Origin of the sequence: Psychrobacter sp. LFX-11D, from assembly GCF_904846475.1 — a bacterium.
Lineage (GTDB): Bacteria > Pseudomonadota > Gammaproteobacteria > Pseudomonadales > Moraxellaceae > Psychrobacter > Psychrobacter cryohalolentis.
Genome location: NZ_CAJHAV010000017.1, coordinates 1 through 26,142, shown reverse-complemented (window position 1 = coordinate 26,142; position 26,142 = coordinate 1). Strand labels below are relative to the sequence as shown.

Genomic DNA, 26,142 nt, shown 5'->3' with positions numbered 1-26,142 from the left:
TTACCTTCATCAATTCTAGGAATGTTTATGTCATTACAACAAACCATCGAACAAGCTTTTGAAAACCGCAACGAATATAGCCCAGCAACCATGCCGCAAAATGTCCGTGATGCCATCAATCAAGTGCTTGAGCAGCTAGATAACGGCACTTTGCGCGTTGCAGAAAAAAAGGATGGCGAATGGGTCGTTAATCAGTGGGCAAAAAAAGCTGTCTTGCTATCGTTCCGCTTAAATGACAACTACGTTCAAGCAGCGGGCGAGCATGTCCAGTTTTATGACAAGGTACCAACGAAATTTGCGGATTGGACAGAAGCGCAGTTTAAAGAAGCTGGCGTGCGTGTTGTACCACCAGCCGTTGCGCGTAAAGGCTCTTATATCGCGCCAGGCGCCGTATTGATGCCATCGTATGTCAATATCGGTGCTTATGTCGATCAAGGCGCTATGGTAGATACCTGGGCGACCGTTGGTTCATGTGCTCAAATCGGTAAAAACGTCCATCTATCAGGCGGCGTCGGTATCGGTGGTGTTCTAGAGCCATTACAAGCCAATCCGACTATCATTGAAGATAACTGCTTTATCGGTGCGCGCTCTGAAATCGTTGAAGGCGTTATCGTAGAAGAAGGCGCAGTGATCTCTATGGGCGTCTATATCGGTCAATCTACTCGTATTTATGATCGCGAAACTGGCGAGATTCATCGTGGTCGCGTACCAGCAGGCTCAGTTGTTGTGCCAGGTAGCTTGCCTTCTGAAGATGGTACGCATAGCTTGTATGCAGCTATCATCGTGAAAAAAGTCGATGCGCAAACCCGTGCTAAAACATCCGTAAATGAGTTATTACGTTTAGCTTAAATTTGTATTACTACTCATATAATTATTGATTAAAAAGTCTGAATAAAAAAAGATGCTGAAGCTTTGTGCTCCAGCATCTTTTTTGTTGTTAGGTAGCAGCTTAATAGAGGACTTTACGTTATAATCTTTGTCTTGTCTGGGCGCTGAACTTCCGAGCGTTAGACAGATTATTAAACCTTTTTTATTTGATATGTGCTCGATGACATGATCAATCTTCAACTGTATTTGAAATATTATGAGTGAGTTATCTTTACGCACGGCTGCCATCCCTGTCACTGACCCTGAAGCGGGTCTGCGTTTGACGGAGATTTTCTACTCCTTACAAGGTGAAGCCATTACCTCAGGGCTGCCGACGATATTTGTGCGCTTGACCGGCTGCCCGCTTCGCTGCGTTTACTGCGATACCGAATATGCCTTTAGTGGCGGCGAACGTCAATCGCTTGAGACCATCATGGCAACCATTGCCAGCTTCCCTTGCAAGCGTATTTGCTTGACCGGCGGTGAGCCTTTAGCACAGCCTAATGCCATTGAATTGATGAAGCGTTTATTGAATAGTGGCTATGAGATTTCTCTTGAAACCGCAGGTGCACTGACGGTCGAAAATGTCCCGCCAGCGGTCAGCAAAGTGATGGATTTAAAAACCCCAAGCTCAGGTGAAGTCGATAAAAACTTATGGTCAAACCTCGATTACCTCACTCAACATGACCAAATAAAATTTGTCATCATGAATCGCACCGATTATGACTGGGCAAAAGAAAAATTGTTTGAGCATAAGCTAGACAAATTAGTCGGTACCGTGTGGTTTTCACCGATGTTTAATGTGGCACATGAAGATACGGCAAACGATAATAGTCCAGAAGTGCCAGTACTCGCACGTGAGCTTGCCGAATGGATGTTAACCGACGCCCTACCCGTACGTTTTCAATTGCAACTACATAAGATTATTTGGGCGGATGCCAAGGGCAAATAGTCTCTAAAATCTGAATGGATTCTCAAATAAATAGCAAGCCAAGGAAGAAAGGGACAGCTATGATCAAACTCATTTTATTGGGCTTATTAGCGGGCGCGTTTTTTAGCTCCACTTTTATTTTAAATGAGATGATGAGTAGTGCTGGTGGGCACTGGTTTTGGTCAGCAAGTCTGCGCTATTTATTTATGTGGCTCATCATTACTGTCCTGATTGCGATGCAGCATGGTTTTGGACGTATTAGAGAATTGAGCGCTATTTTCTTTCAGCATTGGCGATTTTGGTGTATTACCGGCAGTATCGGCTTTGGTGTGTTCTATACTGGCATTTGTTATGCTGGCGACCACGTTGCAGGCTGGGTGGTTGCAGCAACCTTTATGTTTACGGTGGTGACAAGTTTATTGGTGTTGGTGGCATTTGGGCAAAGATTTGATAAGAAATTTATCATTTATGCTCTATTGGTCTTTATCGGCGTAGTGATGGTCAATGTCAGTGAAGGCTTACATGCATCCACTCTCGCTGATACCGTACCTATGGCTGATATGCTGCTATATGGCGCGCTGCCTGCACTGATTGCAGCATTCAGTTATCCGATTGGCAATCAGCTGGTTTGGCAAGTGTCTCATAATTCGCGCAAACACAGTGCTGAGCAGCAACAGGCTCGTGATAATCTTCAGCCAAATGACACTGATGATAACATTGACACTCATACCCAACGCATCATTACCGAAGCCCCTATCCTACCTATCGATAGAGAAGCTGCGTCACGCTTACAAAATCTCATCGCGCGCATTCCTGCGATTGAAACAACCTTATTACAAAATGCCTTTAATAAAGTCTGGTTAATGACCCTAGGTAGTTTACCCTTTTGGTTACTATTGGGCTTAATCATACGTCCTGAGCAACCGGCGACCACACAGGTTTTTAATACGTTACTGGTAGCAGTACTCGCAGGTGTGGCGGCGACGAGTATATTTTTATATGCCCGTGAGCGAGCATTGACATCGAGCGAGGTGGCAGGCGTAGATTCTACTCAAGCCAGTGAAGTAATATTTGCTTTAATTGGCGGCATGTTATTACTGAATAATGCCCTTCCTTCTACACTGGGCTTGGTGGGTATTGCGCTTATCATTCTGGGACTGATATTATTTGCAAAAGATGGCTAAGGCTCAAATATAGCGATGATAAATAACTTTATTTTCCCCGATATCCTGCTGTATGTGTTGGATATGGTTGGGATCATCGCCTGTGCTATCGCTGGCACATTGCTCGCGCAGCACAAAGGTTTTGATATTGCAGGCTGCATATTAGTTGCACTGGTCAATGCTATCGGCGGTGGTACACTACGGGATATGGCACTTGATCGCCACCCCTTATTTTGGATGACAGATCTCAATTACGTCATTGTGATTACTGCCACCTCTCTTATCTTGCAAATGTTTTTTCATCTGTATCATAAAATTGATAACGCGCTTAAGTTCTTTGATGCTATTGGTCTAGCAGCCTTCAGTGTGATTGGCTTTAAAGTGGGATTGACGCAAGATATAGCGCCAATGATTGCTATTATGATGGGGGTTTGGACAGCCATTATTGGTGGTTTATTGCGTGATATCATTTGTAATGAGATTCCGCTCGTATTACAGCGTGAGATTTATATCACTGCCAGTATTGCAGGCTCATTGGCGTATGTGGTGCTCGACTACTGGGGGCTAGACGCGACAATAAACGAATTTATAATGCTATTTATCATCTTTGCCATACGTATGCTGGCATTGAAATTCGATTGGCACTTGCCTTCCATTCGTTTGATCGATTAACGGATTAGCCAGTTTTTACGATGAGCGAAGAAACTAGCAGCACTGTAATCTCAGTGCTTTAATGAGAATAACTCATGCCCATTATTGCCTTAGATTCGGATTTGATTACTACTTTTAACCCGCGCTCACTGATTTATTTGTTCGATATGATTGGTATTGTCGCTTGTAGTATTTCAGGGACGATATTAGCTAAGCATAAAAATTTCGACGTGTTCGGCTGCTTGCTGGTATCGATTGTGACGGCTATCGGCGGGGGTACGGTGCGCGATGTTATTTTGGATCGTCACCCACTGTTTTGGATGGTAGATATGAGCTATTTGACAGTTATTACCATCTCTTCACTGGTGATGCAGATATTCTTTCACCCCAATTCTAGACGCGTTGATACATTTCTTAAACTCTCTGACACTATTGGTCTGTCAGCCTTCACCTTAATCGGTATCAAGGTGGCTGATAGTATGGGCGCAAATATGCCGGTGGCATTATTACTCGGGGTTATTACGATTATTGTCGGCGGTATCATCCGCGATATGATTTGCAATGAAATTCCGCTGGTGCTACAGCAAGAGATCTATATCACCGCCGCTTTAACAGGTGGTATCCTTTACTTTGCGCTACACCATATTGGCGTGACCGCTTGGATTGCTGATATCTCAGCAATGGCGACGATTTTTACCTTACGTATGCTTGCTATTCGCTATGACTGGCAGTTTCCGACCATTGAATGGAAATATTAAAGCATAGAAATATTGACGCTTAGTGACTATTAGCGCAGTTACTATCTGTACCGTTAAGTCTCTAGTTTGCTTCGACCGTCTCTTTTACCAGCGCCAAATCTTTTATCATTAACTGCAAGCTTTGTTTGCCATTCCATTCATTGATGTCCAGCTCAAACAATATATGTACTTTTTCGGCACGGTAATCCCAAGCACTGCTATCAAAATTAAATTGAATCGCCTCAATCGGATACTGTACATCAGGATAACGTAGCGACAGTTTAAGGTGTTTATCCTTTAACACTTTAAAGTTCAACACTTCAAACACCCCATCAAATATCGGTGGCGCAAACCCATGTCCCCAAATACTAGACTCTGCAAGATGCTCAGCAAACCATAAGCTAAAATCACTTGCTTGCAAAGCACCATCGGTGAATTTTTTCTCAGCGAATACCTCATCCCCCATCTGTGCCAGCACCGCGTTAAATGCTGTCACAAAGGCATCAAAGTTACTTCGTTTCAACGTCAGTCCTGCTGCCATGGCATGACCGCCAAAATGACTGATTAAATCAGGATGGCTCTCGGCAACTTGTTCAATGGCATCACGAATATGCACGCCAGCAATAGAACGTGCTGAGCCTTTGATGGCATCTTCAGCACCTGTACGTTCAGTATTCGCTGGCGCAAAGACAATGCTTGGCAGATAATGGCTTTCTTTCAAACGTCCTGCGACGATACCGATAACACCTTGATGCCAGTCATCTTGATATAACACAATACTGCGGGTATTAGTGATCTTCTTCTCAAGCCTATTCTGAACGATAATATCATCGCTTTCTTCAACATCAGCTTCAATACCTGTATCAGCAGCAGCTAATGCTTGGACGATATTATCCGCTTGCGTACGCATCTCACCTTCTACTTGGCGACGCGTACGATTCAGCTGCTCAAGCTCTTGTGCCAATCGCTGCGCTGTTGCCCAATCATCTGCTAGCAAGCACTCAATACCGATGCGCATATTATCCATACGCCCAGCCGCATTAATACGTGGACCCAAGACAAAACCAAAATCTTGCGCCTGTAGTTTTTTGGGATCTCGACCCGCTTGCTCGAGTAACGCTAGTATGCCAAGAGAGCCACGTCCTTGACGAATAGCCGCTAAGCCATGATGGACCAAAATACGATTGTTTTTATCAAGTACGCCCACATCAGCAATCGTACCAAGCGCCACTAAATCCAAATATTGACTGACTTGTACGGTAGATTTGCCAGCATCGCGGCGCAGCTTTGCCAGTCGTCCGAGTACGTAAAAAGCTACCCCAACACCTACCAAAGCTTTACTAGCAAAAGTGCAATCAAGTTGATTGGGATTGACTACCGCTTCAGCAGGCGGTGTCTCTTTGGTGGTGAGATGATGGTCTGTAATAATGACAGTAATGCCATCAGCCTGCGCGCGCGCCACGCCTTCATGGCTTGAGATACCATTATCTACCGTGACGATCATTTGCGGTTGATAAGTTTTAATACCCAATTCGACAATCTCTGGCGTCAACCCATAACCGTATTTAAAACGGTCAGGCACTAGAAAATCAACCTTGGCACCCATGGCAGTCAGGGCGCGCATCATTAACGCCGTACTGGTTGCGCCATCACAGTCAAAGTCACCAACGATCAGAATACGCTGACTGTCATCAATAGCGATATCTAATAGATCTACCGCTTCAATGATACCTTTTAGCTTCTCAGCAGGCAGCAAACCAGCCAGCTGTGTCTCAAGCTCATCTGGCTGCATAATACCGCGAGCAGCATATAGGCGAGCAAGCGTCAATGATTGGGCGGCAAGTGGTTGCAACGCGGCGGGCAACTCGTCAATGCGAGTGCTGGTATAACGGGGAGTTAAATTTAGCATGAAGCTATTCTACTGGCTTTAGTAAGTGCTCACAATATTAATTTAGAGGTAATTTTTGGCATGTCGGTGCAAGGTTAGAGATTGCTTATACATCCATCATCACTTAACTTATAGAATAATTTGAGCGCACCTAGACAATGTATTTATTTCTAAACTTCTATTTTTAGCGTATGGCTTCATTTACAAAAACGGTGCAGATTACCCCTATTTTTCAGCATTTTGCTACAAAGCAGCGATTGTATGGCGTTTATAAATACATAAAATGGTAGGCATCTTATAAACACTGCAGTTGCTTGTTATTTATTCCATGCTTGATGTTTTATTTTTTTCTTTTAATTGCTATTTTTATCTATTTTAAGGATATTTCATGAAAACGACCCCTTTAGCTGAAAAACTACCGAATACGATTGATCCAAACTTAAATCTTGAACAAGTCAAAAAAGAATGTATCGCCATGGTCAAAAAGCGCGCCAGAATCTCTGCTGGTGTTGCTATCGTTCCGGTACCATTTTTTGATGTGGCAATTGACGCTAGCATGCTGACAATGCTTTTACCTGAAATCAGTGAGCGCTTTGGTTTACTTGAGGATCGCCAAGCAGCGGTAGATTTAGAGTCACGCGCTATTCACTGGAGTGCGCTAAAAGATCGTACCGTTGACTTTGCAGGCTTAATGGCAACTCGTGGTATCGTTAAAAAGACAGTGCAAGGCTTTGGTGGTCGTATCGCTGCTAAGCAAGTGACCAAATTTATCCCACTTGGTGGTCAACTGGTCGCAGGTACTATGGGCTATATGATTTTTAAGAAGATTGCTACTGACCATATCAATGAATGCTATAACTTAGCTAAAGACATTCAGCAAAAGCAACACGGCAAAAATGTCTAAAGTACTATTTTAAATAAAGAAGTTACCTATCGCTTAATAAAAAAAGCCCTGTACCTAACAGGGCTTTTTTGTGCCACCCATTTAATGAATCGTAGCGTTTTAAAACTAATGATTTATGTATGTGGACTTTGCTCAAACGAACCCCTTCGTCTGTAAAATAAAATCAGATTGTGATACAGAAATGTTGGCAAACGGAATCAGTACAATAGTATGGCATCATTGATATTAGAACAAAGATAATATATTATAAGATTCATTTTAAATGAATCTTATAATTTCGGTTAACGATTTGACTTTTAAGTGTTGAGTCACTGCGTTTTATTGGCTCATTCGGCGGTTCGAAATTTTGATTATCGTTATTAATTTCGTTCATTAATCTTAAATCACTAAATATTATCAATGTGAATATTCACTAAAGGATCCACAATGGCTTCACTACAAACATTAGCAATCGTCAAAGCAACGGTACCGGTACTCGAAGAGCATGGGACAGCGATTACTACTGTATTTTATAAGAATATGTTTCATGAGCATCCTGAACTACTTGATATTTTTAATGAAACCAATCAAAAGCTTGGTCGTCAACAGACTGCACTGGCAATGACAGTTTTGGCAGCGGCTAAACATCTAGAAAACTTAGCGACATTATTGCCGCAAGTGACGCAAATCAGCCATAAGCATCGCGCCTTACAAATCCTACCAGAGCACTACCCTATCGTTGGCAAGCATCTGCTTGCTGCCATCAAGGAAGTATTGGGTGATGCAGCAACTGACGATATCCTTACGGCTTGGGCAGAAGCTTATGATGAGATTGCCTCGATATTTATCCAAATCGAGCACGGTATGTATGAGCAGGCAATATGGCAAGGCTTTGCACCGTTTATAGTAACGGCAAAAGTAGAAGCAGCGACTGATATCGCCGCCTTTACCGTCGTCCCGGTAAATGACCATTTAGTAAACAATCAGACTATCGATTTAAGCAAGATTAAACTGTCTGCCGGTCAATACATTACTGTAAAAACAGACCCAGCAGATAGCGATCATATTGCTCTGCGTCACTACTCTTTATACTCAGCCAATAGCGATCAAGGTATCCAATTTGCAGTTAGACGTGACAATCGCAATGAGCATCATGGTCTAGTGTCTAATTATTTACATGATCATCTAGCCGTCGGTGACACGGTTTTATTGTCGGCACCGGCTGGTGATTTTGAGCTAGACCAAGATTTGGTACAGCAAAATGATATTCCCTTGGTACTGATCAGTGCTGGCGTTGGCGTGACACCTATTTTATCCATGTTAGAATTTCAAGTTACCGCCAATCCAAAACGTCCTATCGTTTGGGTTTATGCTTGCCAAAACCAAGAGCATCATGCTTTTGATAGTGAAGTTAATAAACTATTGGCTACTGCGATAAACGTAGAAAAGCACATTTTTTACTTTGAGTCTGGGCAGATTCTTAATGAAGCTTGGCTTAGCAATTTGCCTAAACTTGCTGATATTTATGTTTGTGGTTCCATGCCTTTTATGGAAAGCATTATTGATAGCCTGATCATCCTTGACCATGTCCTTGATAACATTCATTACGAACCCTTTGGTCCCAAAATGAGTATAGAGCTGGCTTAAGGTTATAAGCAATTGTTAATGACAAAATAGCATTACTGGGATGGTTTTTTGAAGCTTCTGCATCGTTTTCTTCGAGCAAGCGATAAAAAAACTATCTCGGTAAAGTGATATGAAAATCTGCTCTATTTTTATCTATTTTTTAACGTACAACCTCAGTCATATCTTACGACTCCGCTTATAAATTCCCTGTCAGCCATGTCATTCTTATGGTATAAAGTATGTCTGATGCTATATATAGCTCAACATTAATAAGATGAGTACAAGGTTATGATTACGGTTGAAGGGCTTGTAGCTGAGATACAGCAGCGCGTAGAGAATTATAATAATAACGACTATCCGCTTAATAAAAGAGCCGTCGCTAACTACGATTTATTAGACAGCTGTCATCACATACTGGCTGAAGATATCGTCTCGCCTTTTTCGGTACCAAGACAGAACCTATCTGCGATGGATGGTTATGCGATTGCTAAAAGGACTAAGCTTGCAACAAATACTACCATCACCATCATCGGAGAATCGCAAGCTGGTAGCCCTTATAATGGTGATATCCAGTCAGGTCAAGGAGTACGCATTTTTACTGGTGCGGTCATACCTGATGAATGTGATACCGTTATCATGCAAGAAAACACCAATTTTGCCGCGATAAAAAGCAGCATTGATAAATCAAAGCCATACTCAATCATCCTTAGCCAAACGGCTCAGTCTGATGACCATATTCGCAAACAAGGCGAAGAAATTGCAGCGGGAGAAGCCGTTTTATTTAAAGGTAAGCGGCTGAATCCTGCTGATATCAGCTTACTGGCTAACTTAGGCTTTGATAAAGCCAACGTCTATCAGCCTTTAATTGTTGGTGTATTCGCGACAGGCGATGAGCTAGTGGCGATTGGCAATGAGCTTAAAAGTTTGGCGCAAATCTATAATTCTAATACCCCCACTCTTAAAAGCCTGCTCTCTGATTTACCAATAGCTATTCAAGATTATGGGATTATCCCTGATAATTTAGACAAAACGACGGCTGCTGTCACTCAAGCCATGCAAGAGTGTGACGTACTGATCTCTACCGCTGGTGTATCCGTTGGTGATTATGATTTTTTGACCACCGTCATTGAACAATTGGGCAAGATTAATCACTACAAAGTCGCGATGAAACCTGGTAAACCGTTTGTCTTTGGTGAGCTGACACAAAACCTTGCCAAGCCTGTCTTATATTTTGGTTTGCCTGGTAATCCACTATCGACGGTCGTTGGTACGCTACAGTTTGTGATTCCTGCTTTGTGGCAAATGGCAGGCGCGTCTCATTCAGAGCGACCCATGCAATTAACAGTCATGGCAACACTTAAAAACGATGTTAAAAAATCAGCGGGTCGTAAGGACTTCCAAAGAGGCGTTTTAACCCAAGATGAAGCAGGCAGTTTTTATGTTGAAAGCTTTACCAAACAACAATCACACCGTATCAAGCAGCTGAGCCATGCCAACTGCTTTATTGTATTGGCACAAGATTCTGGCAATGTAGCCACTGGCGAAAGCGTACAAGTGCAACCTTTCCCTTGGATATAGTGAATGTCGCTTAAAAATGATACAGTGAATAAACCTCTATGCTATAAGCCGTGTAAAACTTAACATTTATTATCTAACTGCTACTCTGATGTTAGTCACTAATTGAATGACGGTTGATTGTTATTTGTAGTTAATCCGCCATATTTATACCTGAATAGCCTATTTCACTCACAACCTGAGGCAACGCTTAAAAGTACACACTATATTTTATATTAATGGTAATCATCTATGAACCATCTTGCCCCCACCGTAGGAAATGCTCAACTGTATTCGCCTACTGCTGCATCTAGTTTTTTTGATGATCATTTACCATCGAAATTGGCAGTTTTGTCTACTGATTTTGCAGCTAACCTAGCTCAACCATTATTAGCTCAACCATTAACAGATGGCTTTGCACGACGTTTGACCTATTTGCGTTTATCGATTACTGATTTCTGTAATTTTCGCTGTGAATATTGCTTGCCCAATGGCTATCAAGGCAAACCTCCCCAAGATGAGCTTAGTGTCGCTGAAATTGCTACGTTAATCCGCGGATTTGCTCAAGTTGGCACCAAAAAAGTCAGGATTACGGGCGGTGAGCCTTCTATACGCCGTGATGTGGTAGACATTATTAAAACAATCAAAAACACTGAAGGCATTAAAACCGTTGCCATGACCAGTAATGGGTATAAGCTTGGTAAGCACTTGGCTAGTTGGCAGGCAGCCGGACTAAATCAGCTTAATATCAGTATGGACAGCTTTGATGCCGCTACTTTCCATAAGATGACTGGCTTTGATATGTTGCCGCAACTCTTGACTGATATGGATACCTTGCTGGCAACCACCGATATTAAGCTTAAAATAAACAGCATTCTGATGGCAGAAACTGCCTTTGAAAACTTAATGAATGCCATTGATTATGTCAAAGATAGAGCAGTCACTTATCGCTTTATTGAATTTATGCAGACCAGTGACAACAGCGATTTATTTTTTGCTCAGCATGCGCAAACCGACATCATTACCAATTATCTGATAGAAGACGGCTGGCAAACTCATGAACGCGGCAGCAACGACGGTCCAGCAATTGAGTACAGTCATCCTGATTATAAAGGGCGTATCGGACTGATTGCCCCATATGCAGCCCATTTTTGTGACAGCTGTAATCGCCTACGGGTTAGCAGTCAAGGCAAGGTGCATCTGTGCTTATTTGATCAAGGCAATTACGACATTCGTGAGCATTTGCAGCAAGATGATGTTGCAGGACTGGTCAGTACTTTACATAGTTTTATGCCCATAAAACCTGAGCACCATCATCTTCATGACTCGAACAGTGGCATTATGAATAACTTGTCAATGATTGGTGGTTAATTTATCAGCAATATTTTTCATAATAAGCATATTTATCAAGGAACATTCATGAGCAAGCTGCAAGCACCTTTTACCCCACTTAATCTCGCGATATTAACCGTTTCTGACAGTCGTACGATGGCAGAAGACAGCTCAGGACAATATCTGGTCGATCAGTTAACCGCAGCAGGGCATCAGCTTGCTGATCGTCAACTGATTACCGACGATATCTATAAGATTAGAGCCGTTGTCAGCGGCTGGATTGCGGACCCAAATGTTCATGCAGTGATTACCACTGGCGGTACGGGGTTTTATATTAGAGACAGCATTCCAGAGGCAGTCAGCGTCTTGTTTGACAAGTCAGTAGATGGTTTTGGCGAGATGTTCCGCTTAATCTCAAAAGACGATATCGGCATGTCTACCATCCAATCTCGCGCTGTAGCTGGTATGGCAAATGGTACAGGCATTTTTTGCTTACCTGGCTCATCAGGTGCTTGCCGCACTGCTTGGGAAGGCATCTTACAAGAGCAGCTGGATAGCCGTACGCGCCCATGCAATTTTGTCCCGCACTTTATGCGTACCAACCCCGGTCACGATTAATCATGACAGATGCTGTAAATACCTTAAAAAGTGTAAATAGCTCAAGCGATATAGATCACTTGAATCGCTTAGCAGGTATCGTCATCTTAGCAGGCGGTGCATCCAAACGTATGGGTTCGCCTAAAGCTGAGTTGATGCTACCAACCAATGAGCGATTGCTTGATTATCATGTCAGGCAAGCGCTTAAACTAAGCGCAGCCACTGCTCATAATGTGTCTATTATGATTGCAGATAACGGTCGTGGTTTTGGTATCAATCCAGATTTGATTTTGAATAACCCGCAAGTGCTCATCATTCATATCACTGATTACCTTTCGGTTGACGATTTTGCTAGTAATGACAATGAACAGATCGAAACCGGCGGCGCATTGGTCGCCATAGAGGCGGCATTACAATATTTGACCAGCTCAATGATTATGCAATCAACCAATGCGGCAAATTCGTACGCATCTTGGCTGATGGTTATTAGCTGTGATAGCTTGATTGCTGCAAACGATTTATGGAAAAAACTGCAACCTTATATAACGCAAGCTGTAGATAAATCGGTAATTTGTCTCACCGATGAGCATCATTTATATCCATTGTTAGGTATTTATCGCTTAAGTATTGACCCGGATTTGAAGCATTATATTGACAATGGGCAGCGCCAAGTAATGAAATTTATTCAGCCAATTGTACAGCCTGTAACGTTTTTAGAGGATTGGCAATCTATTACCAATTTTAATACGCCTAAAGATTTTGAGCGTGCCTGTATTGCCTTACGTAACATATAATAAGATTTACTGAGAGAAACTAGCCATTTAAGAGAAATGATAAATGAATATCAGCAGTCAAAAACCCATTCAAACTGCCTTGTCGCATTTAGATAGCGACGGTGATATCACCATGGTCGATGTGAGTGGCAAAATAGCGACGACAAGAGAAGCACGTGCGCAGGGACAAGTGATCTTCCCTGCGATAATTTATGAGCAAATCAAAGCTGCTGATGGTATGACCAAAAAAGGCAGTATCACGCAGACCGCTCATATCGCAGGTATCATGGCTGCAAAACGTACCCATGACCTGATTCCACTTTGTCATCCCCTACCATTAGATAAGATTGGTTTAAATTTTGAATACGACGATAGCCAAAACAGCATTACTGTCACTGCTACTGTCAGAGTTACGCATAAAACCGGCGTAGAAATGGAAGCACTGACAGCTGTCAGCGTCGCTTGCCTAACTATCTATGATATGACCAAAGCCATCTCTCACGACATCATCATCAATAACGTCCATCTGATGAATAAGACGGGCGGCAAATCTGACTATCAACATGCGTAAATACGCCATAGCGATATGATAGATATAAAGCTTGGCAATTAATAAATAATGGAGACTTCTATGAGCGATTTAATAGAAAGCAGTGACGATATAAATACGACGATGAATATCACCGTTTTATACTTTGCCAGCTTAGCCGATGAAGCCAATTGTCATGAAGAAAAAGTAAACGTACCACAGTCTACGTCATTGACCGAGTTATACGAGCAACTGCGCCAAAAGCATCGTTTTAGCCGTCCACAGTCAGAGCTGCGTGTGGCAGTAAACGATTACTTTGCCAAGTGGACAGATGAGGTTAATCATGGCGATAGCGTGGTTTTCATTACTCCAGTAGCAGGCGGTTAATAGTATTTAGACGCTTATGTGTATCGCTAAAAATTTTAAGAATAATAAATAGAGACAATATATGGCAGACCAAGTACATGGGCAGTCGATGCGCATTAAGCATAGCATCGATGAGGCTTATCTCATCGCTGAACGTGATGGCTTTGCGCTACTAGATTCAGATATTGATGAAAATCGACTAAAGAAAACCCTTAATGATGACAGCTGCGGTGCTTTCGTATGCTTTGAAGGTCGTGTACGTAATCACAATAATGCCAGTAGCGTCAACCGCTTGACTTACTATGGCTACGAGGAACTTGCACTCAATCAAGGGCGTGCCATTATCGAAGAAGCCAAAAAGCGCTTTGAAATTACTCACGCTATTGCCATTCATCGTATTGGTGCTTTAGAGATTGGTGATGTGGCAGTTTGGGTTGGGGTCGTTTCTGCCCATCGTTATCCTGCTTTTGATGCCTGCCGCTGGATATTAGATACGATAAAAGCGGACATTCCCGTTTGGAAGCAAGAATATTACCAAGATGACTCTTCAAAATGGCTTAGCAATAATGGGTAAGAATATAACAGTGTCAGCAGTGTGCTTAGCCTTGATGCTAACGGCTTGTACTAAAGAAAAAGGTACTGACTTGCCAGCTGAGATCAAAAATATCAATGAGCCAAGTCAAATACTCCGTATCGCTGCAGCTGCCAATTTATCGGACGTATTGCCTGAAATTATCGAAGGCTACAAAACTGATAAGGGTTTACCTAACCAAGAAATAGAAGTCACTTTTGCCTCATCAGGTAAGCTTTATTCTCAAATTATCTCAGGTGCACCATATGATATCTTTTTAGCAGCCAACCAAGACTTCCCCGCGCAGCTGCTAAATGAGGTTTTTAAAGGTGATGCAAATCATACGCCTTTTACTTATACCCAAGGGCAACTGTCCATTTATAGTGCCACCAAAGCTGTCGGTGTATTCGATCAAAACACATTGACTGAGCTACTTAATAGCAATGATAAGAGCAAAATCACCATTGCCAATCCTGAGCTTGCGCCTTATGGTGCATCTGCAAAATCCTATCTACAAACGCAAAATCTATATGATGCGCTAATAGCACAAAAACGTCTTATCCAAGCGGAAAATATCGGTCAAGCGTTCCAATATGCCCATACTGGTAGTGTCGACTATGGCTTTGTTGCGCACTCACAAGTCATAGCAATGAAAGCAACACCTGAGCATTTTTACCTCTTACCATCAACATCTTATCCTGCTATCTTACAAGACGGCATACTCATTACTAATGAAGCAAATGCAGCAGATTTCACGGATTATCTACGTTCTCCTACAGGACAAGCTTACTTCTCTAGAGCTGGTTATTTAGCAGTTCGGTAATCTATTTATAGCCGCTATGAATAAAAAGCCATCCTAGCCGTTTTATACTGTCTTTTATCAATGAGCACGCTTATCATAAGGCTTTAAATATCGTTATAAATGTGTTTTCTTATCATGATGTTTGAAAAAAAAGGATACGATAAACGGTACTTTATAATTGATGCTCTATATAACATGGTAAAAGTGCGCTATTAGATAAAAGGTAAATAAACAGTAACGTTATGATGTCTAATGCTCTTATCTCAGATATGCTGCTTCCTGTGTGGGTGAGCATCAAGCTTGCTGGTGTCACTACCTTGTGCTTGCTGGTGTTCGCAACTCCATTAGCCTATTGGCTGGCAAAGCCGAGTCGTGGTCAGATTATTGGGCGCATCAAAATTATGCTCATGGGCGTGATTGCGATGCCGCTGGTCTTGCCGCCTACAGTGATTGGTTTCTATTTATTGTTACTGTTAAGCCCCAATTTTGGTATCGGTAAGTGGCTGTTGCAATACAATATCAGCGCCTTTGTATTTACCTTTGAAGGACTGGTCATTGGCTCTATTATTTACTCGTTGCCTTTTTTTGTTCAGCCTGTCTACGCGCAATTTTTACGCATTCCAACCAGTGTCATGGAGGTTGCAAGCTTACTGGAACCTAGCCGTTTCAGACGCTTTATACGGGTAGCATTACCCCAAGCTCGTATCGGTATCATCCTTGGCAGCTTAATCAGCTTTGCGCATACCATTGGCGAGTTTGGCGTGGTATTGATGATTGGTGGCAGTATTTCGGGGGAAACCAAAGTGGTCTCCATTGCTATCTATGAGCAAGTAGAAGCATTGAATTACGAAGCAGCACACATGATGTCTGCTATTCTTATCATAATGGGTATGGTCATGGTGGCGCTGATTGCAAGTGTCAGTCGACTCTATCAGCGCCCATAAGCGCACGAGTCAAATTTAAAATTTATGCGGTTTTTTAGCACCTTTATTTTCTTCTTAAGCCTATCTGACTTTCGATTTTTTTGCATACAAAACAAAAAACCCTCATCCAACCGATAAAGTTAGCATGAGGGCTTTATTAATCATATTTAAAAATTCATAACTGTTTAAAAATGGAACTTCACTAAAGCGCTCGCGGCATTCTGCGTTTTGTCACTACCAAATTTATTCTTCCAGTAGCTATATTCCATACCGACTTCTAAGCGGTTATCAATACCCAACACTTCTTGTAAGTTGTATTTTAATTGCGGATTAATATGGATATTATCTTTCACAGAATCATCTTCGCTGTTAAATGCATAGTCAACATAACCATCTATGACAAAGTTATTTTTCTCCCAGCCATAGGTTAAGGTAATCTGTTGATCATCAGCATTGTCCTTATCATTAAACGCATGATATAGCGATGCCGATGCATATTTCATACCCGGAATAGGGACATTTAAATCCGCGCCAACACCTACCAGATAGTTATCTTGACTAAAACCATTACTGTTTGAGCCAAACTCGTACTGCCCCGCTAAATTGACTTGTTTGATAAAGCTGTTATCAAACTTTGCCAGCTTAAGTTTGGGCGCAAGCTCACCATAGGTTTCCTTAAACTCTTTACCTGCCGCATTTTCTTTACCTTGATGGCGATCGACAAAGAAAAATACACCACCCCATGTATGGGTCGAGGCATGCTCTAAAGTAACGGTGGTTAAGGTTTCTTGAGGCACTAGCTCATAATCAGTACCGTAAAGCGCTGAGATACTGGTATCAGTGAAGAGCACTTTTGCTTGAGCGCTGCTCATAGCGCCTAAAGCAGCAATGGCAACAAGCGCATAGGTTAGCTTATTAGTGATTAATGATAGGCTTATAGATGAATGATCACGCACAGTAGTATTCCTTTATTTACAGTCGTTGGTGCCTAGCAACATTGCCATCATGGTTATCATGGCTATAAACGGGGTTTAACTTCCTGTTAAAACGCACCCGTACTGCTAGAGGGAAAAAGGCTATTAGCTTTCAGTAAAAATAAAACGTCATCAAAACAAGCGTCAATGCTGCTGAAACTACAAAGATTTTCTTAATAACTTATTTCAGTAATCCTTATTTCGGCAGCAATTATTAACACTTTGAAACAGTTAAGCATGTTTTATAAGGGCTGACAACTGTATTTTAGCGCCAAATATCAGTAAAAAACGTACTCTAAGTTATTGATATCATCTAAGTTTATGATTTTATTAAAATAACTGACTAAATGGTCAGGAATATTAATTTTGTAAAGGAGGAAGAAATATTGTTACTGTGGTCAATAATCTGATGCTGAAATGCTTGGAGAATTTTTAGACAGAAAAAAACCTCAATTACGTAAATAATCGAGGCGAACTTTGCTTAAACAATAACATCTAAATACAGTCTTAATTATTTGGCTAAGTGGGACAAGAAGCTCGAATTTTCTTATTTGATACTTATTTATCTAGCCATCATCAACTCAACACTGACTTGAAAGTAAGAGTCATCTTTTATAGTAATACTGACCTTGCCATTATGGGCATTGGCGATAGCTTGCACGATAGATAAGCCTAAGCCTGTTCCCGAATGCATCGTATTCGTTTTATCATGACGGTAAAAGCGCTCAAACAGTTTATCAGCCTCTACTTGAGTCAATGGTTGATCTAATCGATTGGTGATCACTACCTTGAAAGATGCAGGATTTAATATAGATAACCTCATATCTTGCTTATCACTCGTGACAGTATGAGGCACAGTGGGGATCTCAATACTAGAGACTTCAATAATAATCACACTGTCACTAGCAGCATAATAAATGGCATTTGACATGAGATTGGCGAACAATCTTTGTAATAAGCTTTCGTCTCCTAGCACAGCTTGGAAGTTGCCCGTCTTTTCAAAAGAGATATTCCGATCTTCTGCGATTAGCTCATAGTAATCAATAAGCTTAGTGAACATTGACTCGGTATCAATCTGATTGAGCTGTGAGTTAGACAGCCCTTTTTGTGTCTTTGCCAGTAGCAGCATATTATTAATCAGCGTAGATAACTGCTCAAGGGTGTCATGCTGATGGTGCAGCTGCTCAACATATTCATGGCTCGCTCGAGGCTTACTTAACATCACTTGGGTTTGAGTGCCAAGCGTCGCCAGCGGAGTACGTAGCTCATGGGCAATATTGTCTGAGAAGCGTGATAACGATTCAAAATTACTTTCCAGCTTTTCCATCATTAAGTTATAAGACTCAGCCAATGGTCGTAGCTCTAAGGGCATATTACTGACCACCACTCTTTCATGTAACTGTTCAGGATTAATACCCTTCATCTTTTGGACGATAGTAGCAAGTGGCGCAAATCCCCAATAGACACTTAATGCGGCAATTGACACCAGTAATAATGTGATCGCGATCAGTATCAAGCTCAGCTGGCGATTAAAATGTATGAGATACTGATGATGAACATCGATAGGCAGCGCAATAAGCGCCAAAGCCTCGTGGTTTGCAATGACCATCGCTCGATAATGTCTACTATTAATCTTAATCATAAACTGCTGATCGCGATAGTCCTGCCGTAGTTGTAATAAGCTAAAGTCGGTCGGTAAATCATGGATGAAATTACTGGGATCGCTGGATAATAATTTGCCATTTTTATCTGATATTAGCGTTTTTAAATCATAATCTAGCCAAGAAGAATGCAGGTGATTGTCATCAATGAGTGATTGGGACTTTGAAGCTGTTAATGGCTCTACTTCCTCGCCCAAGGCAACCATACGTTTGCGCAAATTAAACGCGGCATGAGTAATGATCTCTGAGTCCATTTGCTCAAAGTGCTCGTTAACAGAGCGCTGAACCCATATATAAATAATGACTTGAGAGATGACAACAAATATGGTCAGTAAAAAAACAGTGCGCCATAACAGCGGCCAACGTCGATTCTTAAATTTATATCTCATTTTATTTTGGATCATCTTTGTCATCGTCGCCCACGCCTACAGCCAGCGGCTCTAACCTGTAGCCCATACCGCGTACTGTGTGAATCAGCTTGGTGTCAAAACCATCGTCGATTTTGATTCTTAGACGTCTGATAGCTACGTCAATGACATTGGTATCGCTGTCAAAATTTATATCCCATACTTGCGAGGCAATCACAGTACGTGGCAGTACTTCACCTTGACGTTCTAGGAAAAACTGTAATAAAGCAAACTCTTTGGCAGTCAGTTTGATAAGGGTGTCGCCTCTATATACAGTGCGTTTGGCAATATCCATTTTCAGATCAGCGGTATGGATGACCGTGCTTTTATAGTCCGATTGATTGGCACGACGTAACAGGCTTTTTATTCTAACAATCAGCTCAGCAAAAGCAAAAGGCTTGGTCAGATAATCATCGCCACCAATTTCAATACCTTTGATTCGATCGCTTAAATCATCTTTAGCGGTTAAAAATAAAACAGGCGTATGCTTTCCAGCGGCACGGTAGCGCTGTATCAGCTCAAAGCCACTGACGTCAGGTAGCATAACATCCATCAGCACCACACTAAATTCTTCAGTCATTAGCGCATGATAGCCATCTAGACCAGTCATATAATGATCCACGATGAAGCCAGCCTCAGTTAAGCCTTTATTAATATATTCTCCAAGTTTTTGCTCATCTTCTACTAACAGTACTTTCATCGTCGCCTACCTTCATATCATTATATTTGTCAACAGCGTATCACTAACGTTGTTAGATTATCATCTATATATTTATCAAAAGTCCTTGTTATAACGGCGCTCTATAGATAAAAGCGGATAATGACATTTAGTTCTAATGACAAGCAGATGACAGTATTGTTTTGTTTCTAACAAAAACGTCATGTCTGTGTCATCTAGCTGTCAGCCTCTATTTAGTATTCTAAATCAACGCCACATAGAAGCTTGTCTCTGATATAGGCCGCTTCTATGAGTTAGGCAATTATCTTACTTAAATGATTTATTATTTGAATTCAAAGGGTTTTAAATGAAAAAATATAGTACATTAAAAAAAGCAGCTTTACTTTCAGTATCAATGTTAGTTGGTATGTCAGCGGCCAATGCTCACACCACGAACTTAGATGCTTCTATTCTTAGTAGTTGTGATGCGGTTACTAGTTTTGCAAAGAACGCAGATCATAACGATGCACAAATTTCTAGCGCGCAAATGAAAGGTTATGTCGATGCGAGAGTCGCGTGTCAGGTTCAGCATCAGGATCAACACTTGCAATCTGAAAAATATTTTGTGAAAAATTATAATAGCGAGAAGTAATACTAAAAGATTACTTGGGATATTGAAATCCCAATATGTGAAGATGACAATATTGTAATCTTAATGTCATGTGCCAGTCAGAATGAATAATGTATCATTGGGGCTGGTCTAACTGCTTTACCCTCAATAGCTCTTAATCCAATCAATAGGAATTAATTATGTCGCAATTTAAAGCACTGACTAAATCAATCGCCATTACTGCCATCGCTCTTGTTGTATCAACCTCAGCTCTAGCGCATGACCCTAAAATGCATGCTGAAAAAGATCAAATGAACTGTGAAAAGATGCAAAAGCACATGCAAATGATGGGAAAAATGGATCATAGCAAGATGGACATGAATGACCCTGCTATGAAAGCCATGATGGCCAATATGAGCAAAATGAAGCAAATGTACCAAAAACATTGTGTGACTACTGACAGTAAATCTTAAAAATTTTAGCTCTGTTAACTCACAGCTCCTCTCTAATAGCAGAGAGAAATTAACGGAAATAAGTTTTTAGGAAAATATATGAAGTTTTTATTGGGTGTGCTCTTTACTTTATTTGTGGCAATCGTTGGGATGTTTGCGGTTGTCAGCAGTGGCGTTGTCAACGTGGGTGCAGACCAAGAGCATAGCCCAATGATGTATAGCTTTTTAGAAACTGCGCGCAATCGTTCTATACAAACTGCCAGTAAAGATATTGTGGTACCAGACTTAGAGCAGGTTGACATGATCAGCTCTGGTGGCGCGGACTATAAAGATATGTGTGCAGGCTGTCACTTGTCTCCGGGAGTGGCACAAACTGACTTTAGCGAAAGCTTATATCCGAAGCCGCCCAACTTTACCAAGGCTGATATCGTCAAACGTTATCAAACTGAGGATGGTGCAAAGCAAAGCTTTTGGGCCATCAAACATGGCATTATGGCTTCGGGAATGCCTGCATGGGGCGCCTCCCATGATGACGATAGAATGTGGGCAATGGTCGCTTTTATCAGATCGCTACCTGAATTAGATGAAGCTCAGTACACGATGCTAACCACTCGGATAGATGGCGATATGATGGACATGTCATTTGATGGTGATATGAATATGTCGGATGATGGTATGGGTATGGAGATGTCGGAAGATGGTTCTGGAATGCAGCATTAACCCTGTCTGTATATAGAAGCATCATCATTAAACGTTATCGTTATTAATAATGCAGTACTGAACGGTGCTGCATTTAACGTTTTTAGTTAAGACCACAAATATAGGGTCCAGTTTTTAGAGTATCGAGCATAATAACAGACACTTAAAGGTGATTTGATGAGACATTACATACACGGGTTTTCTAATGGACATCACTGGTTATCCGGTCGTGTCCTTTTATTGATGGCGGTATCAGCACTACCCCTTACACTAGCCGCTTGTAGCCAATCTACTACCAGTGTCTCTGATTCTCAACCAGTAAAGGTTGAACAGTCTGCTACCCAGAATGCACAAGTACAAAACGAAAGTTCGGCTCCGGCAGATGCTCCTGCAATCGACCCGTCATCATTACTCAAAAACGTCTCAGCGACCGTCTATAAAGATGCCAACTGTGGCTGCTGTAAAGAATGGGTAGGCTATGCAAAAGACAATGGATTAAGTGCAACCGCGCAAGATGTGGCAGATGTCTCTTTATTCAAAGATCGCTATGGCGTACCACAGCAAATGCGCTCTTGCCATACCACCGTTACTACCGACGGTTTCGTCTTTGAAGGACATGTCCCTGCTAAACACATGGCTCAGTTCTTAGAAAATCCTCCTATACAAGCCATTGGACTTGCCGTACCTAGTATGCCAGTTGGCAGCCCCGGTATGGAATATCAAGATAAATTCATGCCTTATAAAGTAATGCAGCTTAATAAAGACGGCACCACAGAAGTTTATGCCGCTATTGATTCTCCTCAGCAGCAACTATAATTTTGATGGTTGTTTTGGCTGAGATCTGGATAAATTGAATGTGAGTAGCATTAAAAGCGGCTTAATAAGATTCCCAATCGTAATTGACGTATCGTTAAATATTATAACCATAAGCTTAACCACCATCTCTCAAATTAAATTAGGTCATCATTATGAATAAACAGAACATATTGAACCGCCGACGTTTTTTAACCGGATCCTCCGCTGTCCTTGGCGCCTCCTTGATACCGACCATGGCCAGTAGTGCATTGGGACACTCAAGTCGTTCGGGCAGTCAGGGTGCTACTATCAATAGTGACCAAAACACTCATAAAGTGCCTATATTGACCGGTAAAGAGTTTGACTTATACGTCAGTAAACAGTCCGCTATTGTCAACGGTAAAAAGAGCATGGCAACGCTCATCAATAATTCACTGCCAGCACCGACGTTAAAGATGCGTGAAGGCGATACGGTGGTGATACGTGTTCATAATCAGATGGATGAATCAACCTCTATCCATTGGCATGGACTACTAGTACCGTTTGAGATGGATGGGGTGCCGGGCATTAGCTTTGATGGCATTCCTGCAAACAGCACCTTTACTTATAAATTCAAACTCAAACAATCAGGCACCTATTGGTATCACTCACACAGTGGCTTCCAAGAACAAACCGGTATGCTGGGTGCCATTGTGATTGAACCTAAAGGTCGTGAGCGTCATCCTATCGAAGAAGACCACGTGATCGTGCTCAGTGATTGGACCAGCCGCAACCCGCATAATCTCTTGAAGCTGCTCAAACAGCGCGCCGACTTTGACAACTATCATCTGCCAGACTTCAAGAAGCTACTGTCTGATATCGCTGAAACGGATATGAAAACTGCGTTTGATAAACGCAAAATGTGGAATCAGATGCGCATGATGCCCACTGATTTTACTGACTTGTCGGGCGAAAACACCTTCACCTATCTTATGAATGGCAAAACCACCGCGGCTAATTGGGCACAAATCGTCAAGGCAGGACAGCGCGTTAAATTACGCTTTATCAATGCTTCAGCACAAACCATCTTTGATGTGCGCATACCCGGTCTCAAAATGACTGTGGTGGCAACCGATGGTATTGATGTCGCACCCGTTGCGATTGATGATTTTCGTATTGGCGTGGCTGAGACCTATGATGTCATTGTCACCCCGACCAAAGAGGCGCATACCATATTTGCCCAAAACATAGACCGTTCAGGCTATGTCGCCGCAACGCTTGCCACCAAAGAAGGCGCTCGTGCGCCAACGCCTGCTATGGACAAAATAGAATGGCTCACCATGGCAGATATGATGGGCGCTATGGGTGCTAATGGTTATAAAGCCAAGCATGCCAAAACTGAGTATGACTTCAAATCTGACATGCGTGTGGACAGTCCACGTATGAACCTTGATGATCCCGGTATTAACCTGCGTAACATTGATAGAAAGGTGCTGAACTATAGCCAGCTGCGCTCTGTCGATGAGGCAATATTTGCAGAGCAGCGCAAGCCTACCCGAGAGATCGAGCTACATTTGACCGGTAACATGGAGCGCTATATCTGGGCGTTTGATGGGGTTAAGTTCAGTGAAGCGACACCGGTTAATATTAAGCCGGGTGAGCGCGTGCGCATTACCTTAGTCAATGACACGATGATGAACCATCCGATGCATTTACACGGCATGTGGAGCGATTTGCGCATGCCTAACGGCGAGTTTCAGGTGCGCAAGCATACTATTATGGTGCAGCCGGCACAAAAAATCAGCTTTGATGTCACAGGGGAAGCTGGTCGATGGGCATGGCATTGTCATCTGCTCTATCACATGGAAGCCGGTATGTTTAGAGAAGTGGCGGTCATTTAAGCAAATCTTTGATTGATAGGTGAGAGATGAGATGAAAATACATAAAGTAGGTTTACGGTTCGCTGGGGCATCATCATTGGTACTGCTGGCATCATCATTTGCTAATGCTGCTGACCCGTCCACTGCTAAAAAAGACATGATGATGTCAGGCATGGATCATAGTAGTATGGATATGTCAGGTATGGACATGTCAGATATGGATCACAGCGGCATGGACATGTCGGATATGGATCATAGCGGTATGGATATGTCAGATATGGACCATAGCGGTATGGATATGTCAGATATGGATCATAGCGGTATGGATATGTCAGATATGGACCATAGCGGTATGGATATGTCAGGTATGGACCATAGCGGTATGGATATGTCAGGTATGGATCACAGTGGCATGGACATGTCGGGTATGGATCATGGCAGCATGGATATGTCAGGTATGCAAGGTGGTAAGGCTCCAGCTGATGCACGAAGTTCCGACTACTCAAACGGCGTTCCCTATGGACAGTATGGTAAGCCTATGATGATGGGTGATATGCCATTATGGGGCGTTTCTGTAGATGATTTAGGTTATCAGTTTGATGACGATCAGATTAATTATGAGGTTGGTGCTTGGTATGGCGTAGATGAGCGCCGCCTCTCTTTACGCAGCGAAGGTAGTATTAAGACCGAAGGTGATAAAGAAATTGATAGTCTGACCTCACTATCTTACTGGAAGCCGCTAAGTATCTTCTGGAATGGCGAGGCCGGTGTTGCTTATGATACCGAAAATGACAAACCTGCCATTATGGCGGGTATTGTCGGTACTATGCCTTACTTTATTGAAACCGATGCCAGAGCTTATCTGTATTCTGATGGACAAGTTCGATTGGACCTTGGCGCAGAATACGAGTGGCGTTTGAGCCAGCACTGGGTTGTGATACCGGAAGTAGGACTAACAGCCTTTAGTAAAAAAGACAGCGACAATCATATTACCAAAGGTTTTAACGAGATGGATGCTGAAGTGAGGCTCACTTATGAGACATTCAGTCGCCAACTTGCGCCTTATGTGGGTGTGAGTTATGAGACAGCGCTTGGTAGTGCTCGAGATCAGCGTCGTCAACATAATGAATCAGTTGATAGCAGTAGTTTGACTGCGGGGGTTAAATTCTGGTTCTAATATTATTAATGTAATAGGAGATATACTATGAATGCTTCAGATCAAAACAACATGAATCATCAACAGGGCATGAACCCTTATATCAAGTTCACCCTGATGATAGTGACGTCTACGATTGTGATGTACATCATGATGTATTTCAATACCTATGAGTGGGATCACATCTACTTTAGCGAAACCCGAGCTTATATGGCGCTCTACATGGGTGCGGGTATGGCGGTCATTATGCTCGCCTTTATGGGTAATATGTACAAAAAAACCAAAGTTAATTTGATGGTTTATGGACTAAGTGTGTTGATGTTTGCCGTTGGGATATGGGGCGTGCGCTCTCAAGCAACGGTCGATCAAGTCGATTGGATGCAAGCGATGATACCACATCACTCGATTGCTATTTTGACCAGCTCAAGAGCAGATATCGAAGATCCTAGAGTGCAACAGCTCGCTGACGATATTATTAAAGCGCAAAAGCGTGAAATCGCTGAGATGCAAGCGCTGATCGAAGAGCTGGAATAGACACTGATGTATGTAAATATAGTCAATCTTAGATAAAACCGATACAATGTTTATAATCAATTCATTTAGTGAAATAAACCGTGACCTATTCAATCGACTTTCGCAAACAAGTACTGCGTAGCATTAAAGACGGCATGACCATTC

Annotated in this window: 27 protein-coding genes; 23 read left to right on the top strand and 4 right to left on the bottom strand. The window is 42.2% G+C overall.

What is annotated here, in order from left to right; translation table 11 throughout:
• Positions 1–27 precede the first annotated feature (27 nt).
• From dapD to JMX75_RS11325, 5 genes are all read left to right on the top strand, one after another.
• Positions 28–849 carry a 2,3,4,5-tetrahydropyridine-2,6-dicarboxylate N-succinyltransferase gene (gene dapD, locus JMX75_RS11345; protein ID WP_201532392.1) on the top strand — a complete coding sequence of 274 codons (822 nt, stop codon included), beginning with the start codon at positions 28–30 and terminating at the stop codon, positions 847–849.
• A 235-nt stretch (positions 850–1,084) separates the two neighbouring features.
• On the top strand, positions 1,085–1,819 hold the full coding sequence (gene queE, locus JMX75_RS11340) for a 7-carboxy-7-deazaguanine synthase QueE (protein WP_201532391.1): 735 nt from the start codon (positions 1,085–1,087) through the stop codon (positions 1,817–1,819).
• 59 nt (positions 1,820–1,878) lie between these two features.
• Positions 1,879–2,982, top strand: coding sequence for a multidrug resistance efflux transporter family protein (locus JMX75_RS11335; protein WP_201532390.1), 1,104 nt, complete (start codon positions 1,879–1,881; stop codon positions 2,980–2,982).
• Positions 2,983–2,997: 15 nt separating this feature from the next.
• Positions 2,998–3,633 carry a trimeric intracellular cation channel family protein gene (locus JMX75_RS11330; RefSeq protein ID WP_201532389.1) on the top strand — a complete coding sequence of 212 codons (636 nt, stop codon included), beginning with the start codon at positions 2,998–3,000 and terminating at the stop codon, positions 3,631–3,633.
• A 74-nt stretch (positions 3,634–3,707) separates the two neighbouring features.
• Positions 3,708–4,370, top strand: a complete 663-nt coding sequence (locus JMX75_RS11325) for a trimeric intracellular cation channel family protein (RefSeq protein WP_011513071.1) — start codon at positions 3,708–3,710, stop codon at positions 4,368–4,370.
• Between the two features lie 61 nt (positions 4,371–4,431).
• Here JMX75_RS11325 and recJ read toward each other — a convergent pair whose 3' ends face one another.
• Positions 4,432–6,258, bottom strand: coding sequence for a single-stranded-DNA-specific exonuclease RecJ (gene recJ, locus JMX75_RS11320; RefSeq protein ID WP_201532388.1), 1,827 nt, complete (start codon positions 6,256–6,258; stop codon positions 4,432–4,434).
• A gap of 367 nt (positions 6,259–6,625) precedes the next feature.
• Here recJ and JMX75_RS11315 point away from each other — a divergent pair, with 367 nt between their 5' ends.
• The 11 genes from JMX75_RS11315 (at position 6,626) to modB (ending at position 16,214) form a co-directional block, all read left to right on the top strand.
• The gene (locus JMX75_RS11315; RefSeq protein WP_149410024.1) at positions 6,626–7,141 is read left to right on the top strand and encodes a hypothetical protein; all 516 of its coding nucleotides are present in this window, start codon (positions 6,626–6,628) and stop codon (positions 7,139–7,141) included.
• A 426-nt stretch (positions 7,142–7,567) separates the two neighbouring features.
• On the top strand, positions 7,568–8,767 hold the full coding sequence (locus tag JMX75_RS11310; protein ID WP_201532387.1) for a globin domain-containing protein: 1,200 nt from the start codon (positions 7,568–7,570) through the stop codon (positions 8,765–8,767).
• A gap of 267 nt (positions 8,768–9,034) precedes the next feature.
• The gene (gene glp, locus JMX75_RS11305) at positions 9,035–10,324 is read left to right on the top strand and encodes a gephyrin-like molybdotransferase Glp (protein ID WP_201532386.1); all 1,290 of its coding nucleotides are present in this window, start codon (positions 9,035–9,037) and stop codon (positions 10,322–10,324) included.
• 228 nt (positions 10,325–10,552) lie between these two features.
• Positions 10,553–11,671 (top strand): GTP 3',8-cyclase MoaA, encoded by a 1,119-nt coding sequence (moaA, locus tag JMX75_RS11300; protein WP_201532385.1) that lies wholly within the window; start codon positions 10,553–10,555, stop codon positions 11,669–11,671.
• A 48-nt stretch (positions 11,672–11,719) separates the two neighbouring features.
• A complete protein-coding gene (gene moaB, locus JMX75_RS11295) occupies positions 11,720–12,250 on the top strand; it encodes a molybdenum cofactor biosynthesis protein B (protein WP_020443017.1) in 531 nt (176 codons plus the stop codon).
• Positions 12,251–12,252: 2 nt separating this feature from the next.
• Positions 12,253–13,023, top strand: coding sequence for a molybdenum cofactor guanylyltransferase (locus JMX75_RS11290; protein ID WP_201532384.1), 771 nt, complete (start codon positions 12,253–12,255; stop codon positions 13,021–13,023).
• A 43-nt stretch (positions 13,024–13,066) separates the two neighbouring features.
• Entirely contained in the window at positions 13,067–13,573 is a 507-nt protein-coding gene (gene moaC / locus JMX75_RS11285) for a cyclic pyranopterin monophosphate synthase MoaC (RefSeq protein ID WP_201532383.1), read from the top strand.
• Positions 13,574–13,633: 60 nt separating this feature from the next.
• Positions 13,634–13,918, top strand: coding sequence for a MoaD/ThiS family protein (locus tag JMX75_RS11280; RefSeq protein ID WP_201532382.1), 285 nt, complete (start codon positions 13,634–13,636; stop codon positions 13,916–13,918).
• A 61-nt stretch (positions 13,919–13,979) separates the two neighbouring features.
• Entirely contained in the window at positions 13,980–14,471 is a 492-nt protein-coding gene (locus JMX75_RS11275) for a molybdenum cofactor biosynthesis protein MoaE (RefSeq protein WP_201532381.1), read from the top strand.
• Complete coding sequence (modA, locus tag JMX75_RS11270) at positions 14,464–15,291, top strand: molybdate ABC transporter substrate-binding protein (protein WP_201532380.1); 828 nt, start codon at positions 14,464–14,466, stop codon at positions 15,289–15,291. Before JMX75_RS11275 ends, modA begins: the two co-directional genes overlap by 8 nt.
• Positions 15,292–15,512: 221 nt before the next feature.
• On the top strand, positions 15,513–16,214 hold the full coding sequence (modB, locus tag JMX75_RS11265; RefSeq protein WP_201532379.1) for a molybdate ABC transporter permease subunit: 702 nt from the start codon (positions 15,513–15,515) through the stop codon (positions 16,212–16,214).
• Between the two features lie 164 nt (positions 16,215–16,378).
• On the opposite strand, the gene JMX75_RS11260 is transcribed toward modB, so the two are convergent.
• The 3 genes from JMX75_RS11260 to JMX75_RS11250 all read right to left on the bottom strand — a co-directional run bounded on the left by JMX75_RS11260 (position 16,379) and on the right by JMX75_RS11250 (position 19,935).
• A complete protein-coding gene (locus JMX75_RS11260) occupies positions 16,379–17,149 on the bottom strand; it encodes a DUF5020 family protein (protein ID WP_201532378.1) in 771 nt (256 codons plus the stop codon).
• 580 nt (positions 17,150–17,729) lie between these two features.
• The gene (locus tag JMX75_RS11255; RefSeq protein WP_201532377.1) at positions 17,730–19,217 is read right to left on the bottom strand and encodes an ATP-binding protein; all 1,488 of its coding nucleotides are present in this window, start codon (positions 19,215–19,217) and stop codon (positions 17,730–17,732) included.
• 1 nt (position 19,218) lies between these two features.
• Positions 19,219–19,935, bottom strand: coding sequence for a heavy metal response regulator transcription factor (locus tag JMX75_RS11250; protein WP_201532376.1), 717 nt, complete (start codon positions 19,933–19,935; stop codon positions 19,219–19,221).
• A 325-nt stretch (positions 19,936–20,260) separates the two neighbouring features.
• On the opposite strand from JMX75_RS11250, the gene JMX75_RS11245 reads away from it, so the two are divergent.
• From JMX75_RS11245 to JMX75_RS11215, 7 genes are all read left to right on the top strand, one after another.
• Complete coding sequence (locus JMX75_RS11245) at positions 20,261–20,545, top strand: hypothetical protein (RefSeq protein ID WP_149410012.1); 285 nt, start codon at positions 20,261–20,263, stop codon at positions 20,543–20,545.
• Positions 20,546–20,703: 158 nt separating this feature from the next.
• On the top strand, positions 20,704–20,976 hold the full coding sequence (locus tag JMX75_RS11240; protein ID WP_020443008.1) for a hypothetical protein: 273 nt from the start codon (positions 20,704–20,706) through the stop codon (positions 20,974–20,976).
• A 78-nt stretch (positions 20,977–21,054) separates the two neighbouring features.
• On the top strand, positions 21,055–21,675 hold the full coding sequence (locus JMX75_RS11235) for a c-type cytochrome (RefSeq protein ID WP_181211007.1): 621 nt from the start codon (positions 21,055–21,057) through the stop codon (positions 21,673–21,675).
• Between the two features lie 156 nt (positions 21,676–21,831).
• Positions 21,832–22,470, top strand: a complete 639-nt coding sequence (locus tag JMX75_RS11230; RefSeq protein WP_201532375.1) for a DUF411 domain-containing protein — start codon at positions 21,832–21,834, stop codon at positions 22,468–22,470.
• A 152-nt stretch (positions 22,471–22,622) separates the two neighbouring features.
• Complete coding sequence (locus tag JMX75_RS11225) at positions 22,623–24,329, top strand: copper resistance system multicopper oxidase (protein WP_201532374.1); 1,707 nt, start codon at positions 22,623–22,625, stop codon at positions 24,327–24,329.
• A 31-nt stretch (positions 24,330–24,360) separates the two neighbouring features.
• A complete protein-coding gene (locus tag JMX75_RS11220) occupies positions 24,361–25,485 on the top strand; it encodes a copper resistance protein B (RefSeq protein WP_201532373.1) in 1,125 nt (374 codons plus the stop codon).
• 27 nt (positions 25,486–25,512) lie between these two features.
• The gene (locus JMX75_RS11215) at positions 25,513–25,998 is read left to right on the top strand and encodes a DUF305 domain-containing protein (RefSeq protein ID WP_020443003.1); all 486 of its coding nucleotides are present in this window, start codon (positions 25,513–25,515) and stop codon (positions 25,996–25,998) included.
• Positions 25,999–26,142: the final 144 nt, after the last annotated feature.